We start from the raw sequence: 10632 nt of genomic DNA on the forward strand, positions 1-10632 counted from the left end.
CGGCCATGAAAGAGAAGATCACGACAGGGGCCAATGATCGACCCAAGGACGAAACCATCGCCCAGACGGGGCAGGGCCAGCCTGATGACAGCGGTTCGGTGATCGAAGTCGACCATGACGGGGTCGCGACCCCGCGCCAGACCGGACCGGCCCAGCCCGACGAAGTGGAGCGGCCCGAGCGCGGCGCTCCCGAGACCGGACGGGGTGAAAAGGGCGACAAACGATCCCAATAATTCGGCCTGGCCAATCGCATTGCGATTGCTTGCGGCGCCACCAGATCGTGCGGTCGGCGGCGCCTTGGCTTGCTTGAAGCCGTGTCGGCGCTACACCGCAGGCGCCAGCCGTTCAGGAAATTTGCACCTCCCGCCGCAGCACCGTTGACGCGCATGGCTCGCGCCCGTATCTCAATGGGTGGCCATGAGATTTACGGACAGATTTACGGTGAGACGCACGCGCATCGCCTGGACGAGCAAACGAGCCAGCCGGCTCGTGCTGTCGCTCGCAAGGATCGCCGCCCTGATCCTGGTTTTCGTCCTGCCCGTGCACACCACCATGCAGCAGATCGCCTGCGAGCATCTGCCGACCAGCTATGGCCAGGCGGTCGACGACGTCAAGGCGGGCAAGATTCTAAGGGCGGGCGCGGACAAAACCGTCTGCGGCATGCGCGCCGGTTTGGACGGGGATGGCGCGCCGGCACTCGAGGTTGCCGCAAACCTTGAACGCGGCAGCGGGCAGTGGCTCACAGCCGAATTGGGCACCCCGGTTCTCCCCATGATCGCGCCGGTTGCCGCAAGCTCGCATTTAAAACGCGCGCCGCCCGTTGCCTGACGCTTTCGCGATCCGTCCTGGCGGATCGCAATGCTCACTCTTCCTGCGTCGCGCAGGCTCGGCCGCCGGAGGGTATCGCACCTGATACGAGCGGTACGGGCTCCGGCTCGCGCTCGATACACCTGGCTTCGAACTTTCCGCAAAGGCGTCGATGGAACCAGCTCTCGGACTTGTTTTCATAATCGGGCTGCCATTCACCGTTTCGCTGGTGATGGCTTTGGGCCGCTTCGGCCGCTCGGTCTCGGCCTGGTGGTCGCTTGGCGTCGCTGTGGCCTGCTTTGCTCTTGTTATCGGACTTTATCCGGCAATCGCGACCGGGGCGGTGCTGCGCTACGAGATCCCTTGGGTTCCCAGCATCGGGCTGAGCCTCACTTTCCGGATGGACGGGTTCACCTGGCTGTTCTCGGCCCTGGTCACCGGGGTGGGGGCGCTGGTGATGCTCTATGCCCGATATTACATGTCCCCGGACGATCCGGTGCGGCGGTTCTTTGCCTTTCTCCTGGCCTTCATGGGGTCCATGCTCGGGGTGGTGCTCTCGGGCAATGTCATCCAGCTCGTGATCTTTTGGGAGATCACCAGCCTCTTTTCCTTCCTGCTCATCGGCTACTGGTACCATAACCCCGCGGCCCGGGACGGGGCGCGGATGGCGCTCACCATCACCGCTTCGGGCGGGCTGTGCCTGATGGCGGGGATGATCCTGCTCGGCCATATTTCTGGGAGCTACGATCTGGACGCGATCCTCGCCTCGCGCGAGGCTATCCAGAGCCACGATCTCTATGGCGTGACGCTGATCCTGATCCTGCTCGGCGCCTTCACCAAGAGCGCGCAATTCCCCTTCCAGTTCTGGCTGCCCAACGCCATGGCCGCACCGACCCCTGTGTCGGCGTATCTGCATTCAGCCACCATGGTGAAGCTGGGCGTTTTCCTTCTGGCGCTGCTTTGGCCTGTGCTGGCGGGCACGGATATGTGGTTCTGGATCGTGGGATCGGTGGGGTCGATCACGCTGATCCTGGGCGCCTATGCGGCGATCTTCCAGCAGGATTTGAAGGGCTTGCTGGCCTATTCGACCATCAGCCATCTGGGACTCATCACGCTGTTGCTCGGCATGTCGAGCCCGCTTGCCGCAGTCGCCGCCATCTTTCACATCGTCAATCACGCGACCTTCAAGGCCTCGCTGTTCATGGCGGCCGGCATTATCGACCATGAGACCGGAACGCGCGATTTGCGCAAGCTTTCCGGGCTGTTCAGGCTCATGCCGATCACCGCGACCGCGGCCATGGTGGCGAGCGCGGCCATGGGCGGGGTGCCGCTGCTCAACGGGTTTCTCTCCAAGGAAATGTTCTTTGCCGAGACGCTCGAGGTGCATAACAATTCCATCCTCGACCAGGCGCTGCCCTATATCGCGACGCTAGGCGGGCTGTTCAGCGTCGTCTATTCCATCCGGTTCATCGCCGGGGTGTTTTTCGGCCCCGAACCCCTCGACCTGCCCAGGGACCCCCATGAGCCGCCGCGCTGGATGCGGGTGCCGGTGGAACTGCTGGTGGTCGCCTGTCTCCTGGTCGGGGTGATCCCCGGCATCACCATCGGCCCGTTCCTGGCCACTGCCGTCGCCTCGGTGCTGGGGCCGGACGTGCCCTATTACAGCCTTTCGGTCTGGCATGGGTTCACGCTCGAACTGCTGATGAGCCTCATTGCGCTGATCGGCGGCATCGCCGTTTATTTTGCCATTCGAGGCCCGGCGAGCAGGCTCGACGGCCCGCCGGTGGTTCGCCATCTCAAGGGCCAGCGCATGTTCGAGCGCTTCATGGTGACGATTTCCTGGAAGTTGGCGCGCTCGCTGGAAAACATCCTGGGCACCAGGCGGCTCCAGACCCAGATCGGCATCGTGATCCTCACTGTCCTGGCGGCCGGCTTTGCCGTCGTCACCCGCTCGGAGGTCTCGGGTGTGACGTTTCCGCTGGTCACCTTCGATCCGGTGTTTGCGCTGATCTGGGCGGTGGGGGCGGCCTGCGCCATAGGGGCGGCGCATCAGGCCAAGTTCCACCGCTTTGCGGCCCTGGTGCTCATGAGCGGGGCGGGGCTGGTCACCGTCCTTACCTTCGTGTGGTTCTCGGCGCCGGACCTGGCGATCACCCAATTGCTCGTCGAGATCGTCACCACGGTCCTGATCCTTTTGGGGCTGCGCTGGATGCCCAAGCGCCAGCCGGACCTCTACGGCACGCGGGGCTGGCCTCTATCGGTGGTGGCGCGGCGCGGCCGCGATCTGGCGATCGCGGTGGCGGTGGGGCTTTCCACCGCCGTCATCGCCTATTTCGTCATGACCCGCGATCTGGCCGATACCGTCGCCACGTATTTCCTCGAACTGGCCTATCCCGAGGGCGGGGGGCGCAATGTGGTCAATGTCATTCTCGTCGACTTCCGCGGCTTCGACACGTTCGGGGAAATCGTCGTGCTGGGGATCGTCGCCCTGTCGGTCTTTGCCTTGCTGCGCCGGTTCCGGCCGGCGCCCGAAAGCATGGAACGGCCCGAGCAGCAGCGGCGGCTGATCGAACTCTATGGGCGCGGCGATTCCGAGAGCGAGGATGGCGGGCAACGCTATATGCCGATCGCCTCGGTGATCATGCATTGGATGTTTCCGGTCATCATCGTTCTGGCCGCCTATCTGTTCTTCCGCGGCCATGATGCTCCGGGCGGCGGCTTTGCGGCAGGCGTTGCCATGTCCATCGGCTTCCTTCTGCAATACATGGCCGGCGGCACGCGCTGGGTGGAGGACCGGTTGCGGGTGCTGCCGGTCCGCTGGATCGCGGTCGGGCTGCTGATCGCACTGGGTACGGGTGCGGGTGCCTGGATCTTTGGTTATCCGTTCCTCACCTCGTTCTTCCAATATACCGAAATCCCCTTCATCGGGCGGGTGCCCACGGCGTCGGCGCTGCTGTTCGACCTCGGGGTCTTCGTTCTCGTGGTCGGTGCCACCGTCCTGATGCTGGTGGCGATTGCGCACCAATCGATTCGCAAGCCCAAGATCAGGCCCAGCATCGAGGACGACGAGGAGGCCCCAGAGCTCGAAACGCCAATCCTGGAAAAAGGAGACGCCTAATGGAACTCATTCTTGCCATTGGCATCGGCGTCCTGGCCGGCTCGGGCGTCTGGCTCATCCTGCGTCCGCGCAGCTTCCAGGTGATCATCGGGCTTTCGCTGCTCTCTTATGCGGTCAACCTCTTCATCTTTGCCATGGGACGGCTGGGGCTGGGGCTGCCGCCGGTGGTCGATCCCAACGTGCCCATGGACAGCTCGACCTTCACCGATCCGCTGCCGCAAGCCCTGGTTCTGACCGCCATCGTGATCGGCTTTGCCATGACGGCGCTGTTTCTTGTGGTGCTCATCGTGGCGCGCGGACTGACGGGCACCGACCATGTGGATGGACGGGAGCCGGGACAATGACCATGCCGCTTGGCCACATCATCATCCTGCCCATCGTGCTGCCGCTTTTCGTCGGCGCGGTGCTGCTGTTGTTCCGCGACCAGAACAAGGTCGCCAAGGCCATTGCGACTGGGGTCACCATGGCCGCGCTGATCGTCGTTTCGGTCGTGCTGCTGTTTCTCACCGGGGCTGGCGCCGACAATGGCTGGCTCGGCGTATATCTCTTGGGAAATTGGTCGCCGATCTTCGGCATTGTCCTCGTGGCCGACCGCACGGCGGCGGTCATGCTGACCTTGACCTCGGTGCTGGGCGCTGCCGCCATGACCTTCGCTTCGGCGCGCTGGAATGGCGCGGGGCCGCATTTCCATTCCCTGTTCCTGTTCCTGATCGTGGGGGTCAACGGCGCGTTCCTCACGGGGGATCTGTTCAATCTCTTCGTCTTTTTCGAGATCATGCTGGCGGCGTCCTATGGGTTGCTGCTGCACGCCTCGACGGTCGCCAAGGTGCGGTCGGGTCTTCACTATATCGCCATCAACCTCGTGGCCTCGTTCATCTTCCTCATCGGGGTCAGCCTCATTTATGGGGTGACCGGGACGCTCAACATGGCCGAGCTCGCCATGCGCGCGCCCGAGATCGCCGATGCCGACCGCATGCTGTTCGAAGTTGGGGCAGCGGTTCTGGGCATGGCGTTTCTCATCAAGGCGGGGATGTGGCCCCTGTGCTTCTGGCTGCCTTCGGCCTATTCGGCGGCGGTTTCCCCGGTGGCGGCGATCTTTGCCATTCTCTCCAAGGTCGGCATCTATGTGGTCTGGCGCATGTCGCTTTTGATCTTCGGGCTGGAAACCGGGCCGTCGGCTGGGCTGGCGCAGAACTGGCTGCTGATCGGTGGGCTCGTGACGCTGGTTTTCGGATCGGTCGGGGTGCTGGCCTCGCAAAGCCTTGCGCGGCTGACCTCCTATGCGGTGATCGTCTCTTCGGGCACCATGCTGGTGTCGATCGGCATCGGCGGGGTGGAGGTGGCGGCCGGCGCGTTCTACTACATGGTGGGGTCGACCCTGGCGCTCGCGGCGCTCTTCATGCTGGTCGAACTGATCGAACGCGGCCGTATGGCCGGTGCCGACGTTCTGGCCGTCACCATGGAAGCCTTCGGGTTCGAGGACGAGGATGCGCTTCCCGACGAGGAAGAAGTGGGCATCCCGATCCCCGGCAAGCTGGCGCTGCTGGGCATAAGTTTTATCGCCTGTGCGCTGCTGATCGCCGGCATGCCGCCCTTTTCGGGGTTCATCGCCAAATTCGCCATCCTCACCGGCATCATCGGCATCAATGCCGGGGAAACGGGCGTGCCGATCGCCGGCGCCGATTGGGTGGCGGTGGCGCTGCTCATCATATCGGGGCTGGCGGTGCTTATCGCCATGCTGCGCGGCGGCATAAACACCTTCTGGGCCACGCGCGAGGATATGACCCCGACAATCGGCGTCGTCGAGATCGTCCCCATCACCATGCTTATCGGGGCCTGCCTGGCGCTGACGATCTTTGCCGGGCCGGCCATGGGGTATTTCGAAGCGGCGGCCGCCGAACTGCACAACCCCGTCGCCTATGTGGACGGCGTGGTCTCGTCTACGTCGGTTCCCTATCCCGGACGAGGAGCATTGCCATGAGACGCGTTCTCCCCCATCGCGTCCTCACCCTGTCGCTGACCATCTTCTGGCTCATCCTGCAGCAGGACGTTTCGCTCGGGCAGGTTTTGCTGGGTGCGGCGGTTGGACTTTTCGCCGGCATCGCAACCAGCAATCTTGGGCTGGAAAGGCCAATCCTGCGCAAGCCATGGGTGGTTGTGAGTCTGGTTCTCGTAGTCCTTGTCGACGTGATCCGCTCGAACGTCGCGGTGGCCTGGATCGTTGCGACCCAAGGGACGGCGCCGAAAAGCGCGGGGTTTTTGCGGGTGCCGCTGAAGCTGCGCGACCAGACCTATCTTGCTTTCCTTGCGATCATTCTCACCGCCACGCCGGGCACCGTGTGGCTGGAGTTCGACGAGGATAGCGGGGAATTGCTGCTCCATGTCCTCGACCTGGTGGATCGGGAATCGTGGATCGACACCATCACCAATCGCTACGAACGACGCCTTTTGGAGATTTCCCAATGAGCTCGCAAATTGTCGAATTCTCCCTCATCGTTGCGCAGGTCATGCTGGCATTGGCGATGGTGCTGGCGGCCTATCGCATGATCCTGGGACCACGGGCCCAGGATCGGGTGCTTGCGCTGGACGCCTTTTATGTCACCGGGATGCTGATGCTGGTCACCGTGGGGATCAGGATCGGGACCTCCATCTTCTTTGAAGTGGCACTGGTGATCGGCATGCTGGGCTTTGTCAGCACCGTGGCGCTGGCCAAGTTCCTCATGCGCGGGGAGGTTATCGAATGACCGAGATTCCGCTCTGGGGCGCTATCGTTTTTGCCGTGCTGATCCTTGGCGGCGCCGGGCTGACTTTGCTCGGCTGTCTGGGGCTGGCGCGGCTGAACTCGTTTTATGCCCGGGTGCATGCGCCAACGCTGGGCACAAGCTCCGGGATGGTGGGCGTCGTGGCGGCGTCCGCGCTTTATTTCTCGCTCGTGGAGGCGCGGCCGGTTCTGCACGAAATCCTCATTCTGGTTTTCGTCACCGTCACGACGCCGGTAACCCTCATGCTGCTCTCGCGCGCCGCCCTGCACCGGGACCGCTCGGACGGCAATCCCGATGTCCCGCAGCCGGGTCCAAGGGTCGCGGCACCGCAGGACAACACTGCCGAGCATAAAGTTTGAATCAGGCGCAGCCGGTGGCGTTGGGTGGGCACAAGATGTCGGCGTCCAGACCATAGGTACCGGCGATCTCGGCCATTGTGCCGTCATCCCAGAGGTCGGCCAGAACGCCTTCGACGGCCCGCTTGAGGGTCATGTCGCCTTTCCAGAAGCCGATGCCGAGGGAGAAACGCTCCAGCGGCTCGCCCAGGACGGTGATCTCGTAATCGGTGTCGCCGAAGGTCTGTTGGGCCAGAAGGGCTTCGGTGATCGCCGCCGAGAATTCGCCCGATTCCAGCCCCGAGCGCAGCGCCCGGGCATCGTTGACGATCGAGGCGCTGATCTCCTGGTGGCGCAGATACTGCCCCAGTTCGATACGGTTGAGGCCGGTGAGGCCGGCGAGGAAGCCGACCGGGCTTTCGACGGTCTCGATGGTTTCACCGGGCGGAGCGACCAGGGCCCAGCCGGTCACCATATGGGGGGCGGAGGTATCGAGGAAGGATTGGGTGGTGGTGTTGAGCGCAATGCCCCCGGCCAGCACCTGGCATTGAGCGCGGTTGATGCGCCAGTTGCGCGGGTTGAAATCGCGCCCCATGGCGGCGTTGGAGACGATGTTGAGCCGCCAGCCCAGCCGGTCGGCCACTTGCTGCATCAACTCGACCTCGAAACCGGGGGCATCGGCATTGCCGGTCACCAGGGGCGGGTAGAGCGTGGGCATGCAGACGCTGAGCCGGCCGAGCCTATCGACTTCGGCCCGCGAGGTGTCGGGAGGCAGAAAGCTTACGGCAAACAGCAGGGCAAAGACCGCGACCAGGGGAAGGAGATCGTAAAATCCGCTGCGTCTTTGGGGACGGTCGCGCGGGGGCGTCGTGGCGGCCATCAGACTTTCCTGAATTCCCAGACGGCGAGCAGGTAAAGCCCCACGGCCATGATGCCCACGACCTGAAAGCCCAGCATCGGATCGAACTGGTTGAAGTTGATGAGGATGCCGCGCATGGCGTCCACCGCATAGGTCAGGGGATTGTGCTCGACGATGATCACCAGCCATTCGGGATAGGTGACCAGCGTCTGGGCGCGGGTAAGCGCGGGATCGAGGGGAAAGACCGAACTGGCGGTGAAATAGAGCGGCAGGATCACGGCGTTGGAAAACACCCCGAAGCTTTCAAAGCCGCGCACATAATTGGCGATGACGATGCCGAAGGCGGTGAGCCCGAAAGCCAAGACGAACATGAGGACGAGCGCCGATAGGATCACCTCGAGCGTGAGGACCACGCCCACCAGCCGGGCGACGGCCAGCACCATGCAGCCATGGATCACCGCCGTGGTCGCTCCGCCCAGGACCTTGCCCAGAAGAATCATGTTGCGCGACATGGGTGAGACCAGCACCTCGCGCAGGAAACCGAACTCGCGGTCCCAGATCAGCGAGACCGCCGATTGGATGGAGGTATAGAGGATGTTGAGGACGATCACCGCAGGGAAGATGAACTGCAGATAGGTGTAGGGAACGACGAAGCGGACCTCGCCATAGACCTCGCCGCGGAAATAGGGGTTGAGCCCGATCCCCAGGATCAGCACCCAGAGCAGCGGACGGCTGACGCCGCCGATCAATTGCCCCTTGTCACGCAGGGAGCGCTTCACCTCCCGTAGCCAAATGGCATAGACGCCGCCCAATTGCCCTAACACGCCACCGATCATAAGGGGGCTCCCTATTCGTTCAAATTGCGGCCGAAGAACTCCGAGGCCGGATCGGACAGGACCAGGTCGCGGATACGGTCCCAGAGGTAGTTGCGAAGCTCAATGAACCGGGCGTCGCCCCGCATCTGGGCGGAAAGCCGTGGGCGGGGCAGGTCGACGTCGATCTGTTCGAGGATTTTGCCGGCGCCCATCACGACGATCCTATCGGCCAGCACCAGAGCTTCGTCGACGCTGTGGGTGACGAACATCACGGTCGGCATCCGCCGCCGCCATATGGCCAGGAGCTCGGCCTGCATCAATTCGCGCGTTTGGGCGTCGAGGCTGGCGAAAGGTTCGTCCATCAGGAGCACGCGCGGTTCGCCCGCCAGAGCGCGGGCCAAAGCGACACGCTGCTTCATGCCGCCCGAAAGCTGGGCCGGATAGGAGTTGGCCGAGCGCGAGAGGCCGACGAGGTCGAGATAGGTCCGGGCCCGTTCGGCCCGTTCGGCCTTGGAGAGGGGTAGGCTTTCGAGGGCGAATTCGACATTGCCCTGAACGCTTGCCCAAGGGATCAGCCGAAAGGCCTGGAACACAAAGCCCATGTCGGGGCCGGGCACGGGGGCCCGGCCCTCGATGGTCACTTCGCCCGCGTCGGGCTCGATAAGGCCGTTGGCAAGGCGCAAGAGAGTGGTCTTGCCGCATCCCGAAGGGCCGATCACGGCCACGAATTTATGCTCCTCGATAGCGAGCGACACGCCATCGGCAGCAACGCTGACCGAGCCGTCAGGGCGCACGAAGCGCTTTTCGACATTGTTGAAGGTCAAAAGCACTTTCGGTTCGGCACCCATTGGCTTTGAGCGATCGCCCTCGGGAAAGCGGACTACGTTCATCTATCGGCCGGGTCCATGCTCTCGTCGGTGCCCAGCTCGGCAAGCACGGCGTCCACGGGACCGAAATCGACCCAGGCTTCGAGGGGCAGCGGCTCGAAACTGGCGAAATCCTCGGTGCCATAGAGCCATTCGCTGGTGAAGGCGAGCTCCTGTGCGCTCATGCCGCCATTGACGCTCCAGCTCCCGGCAAACGATTCCGCCAGCATTTCGAGGACGGCCACATCGACATCCGGGCGCACTTCGGCCATGGCGTCCACCCAGAGCTGGGGGTTTTCGGCAAAGTCACGCGAAATCCGTGTGAGGGCGCGGATCACCGCGGCCACGTCATCTGGGCGTTCCTCGAGCACGTTGCCGGGCACGGCATTGACCTTGTTCACGACAGGGGCGCCTTCATAATAGGCCTCCTGGTCGACGAGAACGTGCAGGCCGGTGGTGTCGGGCATTTCGCTCCAGACGCCGATCGACATGGTGGTCGCATCGATCTGCCCGGCGGCGAGCGCCTGGCCGCGGACATTGGGCTGGCCCAAGGTCACCACTTCGGAATCCTCGAGCGAAACGCCAAGGCTCGAAAGCACCATGTCGCTCAGCGAATGGTCGAGGCTGCCGACGCGGCCGACGCCGAAGCTGCGGCCCGCCAGATCCTCCGGCGTGGCGATATCGTCTTTCGAAGCGATGAGGAAGGGCAGGGATTTGTTGGGCGAGGTGACGGCGCGGAAGTCTGTCGCCCCGCTATGGATGACCTGAAGCAGGGCATCGACGCCGATATTGGCCATCTCGCCTTCACCCGATTGCAGGGCGGCGACGGCGGAGGGGGTCTGCTGCACGCGGATCAGCTCCACATCGAGGCCCTCCTCTTCGAAATAGCCAAGCTCGGCGGCCAGATCCATCACCGAATTGGGGACGAGCGGCGGCTCGAGATGGGTAAGGATGAGGCGGAAGGGCTCGCTGGATTGCGCCAGCGCCGATCCGCTCATCAGGGCCAGCGTCGACAGGCCGGCGACCAAAGCTGCTGCGAACTTTCTGGTGGTCATTTTGCTTCTCCCTTG

At 63.6% G+C, this 10632-nt stretch carries 12 protein-coding genes; 8 read left to right on the top strand and 4 right to left on the bottom strand.

The window, feature by feature from the left end; all coding sequences use genetic code 11:
• Positions 1–5 precede the first annotated feature (5 nt).
• The 8 genes from NO934_RS09315 (at position 6) to mnhG (ending at position 7046) form a co-directional block, all read left to right on the top strand.
• Complete coding sequence (locus NO934_RS09315) at positions 6–233, top strand: hypothetical protein (RefSeq protein WP_309159682.1); 228 nt, start codon at positions 6–8, stop codon at positions 231–233.
• Positions 234–441: 208 nt separating this feature from the next.
• Entirely contained in the window at positions 442–828 is a 387-nt protein-coding gene (locus NO934_RS09320) for a hypothetical protein (protein WP_309159683.1), read from the top strand.
• 151 nt (positions 829–979) lie between these two features.
• Entirely contained in the window at positions 980–3925 is a 2946-nt protein-coding gene (locus NO934_RS09325; RefSeq protein ID WP_309159684.1) for a monovalent cation/H+ antiporter subunit A, read from the top strand.
• The gene (locus tag NO934_RS09330) at positions 3925–4269 is read left to right on the top strand and encodes a Na+/H+ antiporter subunit C (RefSeq protein ID WP_309159685.1); all 345 of its coding nucleotides are present in this window, start codon (positions 3925–3927) and stop codon (positions 4267–4269) included. The genes NO934_RS09325 and NO934_RS09330 overlap by 1 nt, the downstream gene beginning before the upstream one ends.
• Positions 4266–5906 (top strand): monovalent cation/H+ antiporter subunit D, encoded by a 1641-nt coding sequence (locus NO934_RS09335; protein ID WP_309159686.1) that lies wholly within the window; start codon positions 4266–4268, stop codon positions 5904–5906. The genes NO934_RS09330 and NO934_RS09335 overlap by 4 nt, the downstream gene beginning before the upstream one ends.
• Complete coding sequence (locus NO934_RS09340) at positions 5903–6391, top strand: Na+/H+ antiporter subunit E (protein ID WP_309159687.1); 489 nt, start codon at positions 5903–5905, stop codon at positions 6389–6391. Before NO934_RS09335 ends, NO934_RS09340 begins: the two co-directional genes overlap by 4 nt.
• Positions 6388–6669 (top strand): K+/H+ antiporter subunit F, encoded by a 282-nt coding sequence (locus NO934_RS09345; RefSeq protein WP_309159688.1) that lies wholly within the window; start codon positions 6388–6390, stop codon positions 6667–6669. The genes NO934_RS09340 and NO934_RS09345 overlap by 4 nt, the downstream gene beginning before the upstream one ends.
• Positions 6666–7046 carry a monovalent cation/H(+) antiporter subunit G gene (gene mnhG, locus NO934_RS09350; RefSeq protein WP_309159689.1) on the top strand — a complete coding sequence of 127 codons (381 nt, stop codon included), beginning with the start codon at positions 6666–6668 and terminating at the stop codon, positions 7044–7046. The genes NO934_RS09345 and mnhG overlap by 4 nt, the downstream gene beginning before the upstream one ends.
• Position 7047: 1 nt before the next feature.
• Here mnhG and NO934_RS09355 read toward each other — a convergent pair whose 3' ends face one another.
• Genes NO934_RS09355 through NO934_RS09370 form a run of 4 tightly spaced genes read right to left on the bottom strand, consistent with a single transcriptional unit; the run spans position 7048 to position 10617 of the window.
• Complete coding sequence (locus tag NO934_RS09355) at positions 7048–7902, bottom strand: transporter substrate-binding domain-containing protein (protein WP_309159690.1); 855 nt, start codon at positions 7900–7902, stop codon at positions 7048–7050.
• Positions 7902–8717 carry an ABC transporter permease gene (locus NO934_RS09360; RefSeq protein WP_309159691.1) on the bottom strand — a complete coding sequence of 272 codons (816 nt, stop codon included), beginning with the start codon at positions 8715–8717 and terminating at the stop codon, positions 7902–7904. The genes NO934_RS09355 and NO934_RS09360 overlap by 1 nt, the downstream gene beginning before the upstream one ends.
• Positions 8718–8728: 11 nt before the next feature.
• Positions 8729–9586, bottom strand: coding sequence for an ABC transporter ATP-binding protein (locus NO934_RS09365; protein ID WP_309159692.1), 858 nt, complete (start codon positions 9584–9586; stop codon positions 8729–8731).
• Positions 9583–10617, bottom strand: coding sequence for an ABC transporter substrate-binding protein (locus NO934_RS09370; protein ID WP_309159693.1), 1035 nt, complete (start codon positions 10615–10617; stop codon positions 9583–9585). Before NO934_RS09370 ends, NO934_RS09365 begins: the two co-directional genes overlap by 4 nt.
• Positions 10618–10632: the final 15 nt, after the last annotated feature.

The organism is Pelagibacterium sp. H642 (genome assembly GCF_031202855.1).
GTDB lineage: Bacteria > Pseudomonadota > Alphaproteobacteria > Rhizobiales > Devosiaceae > Pelagibacterium.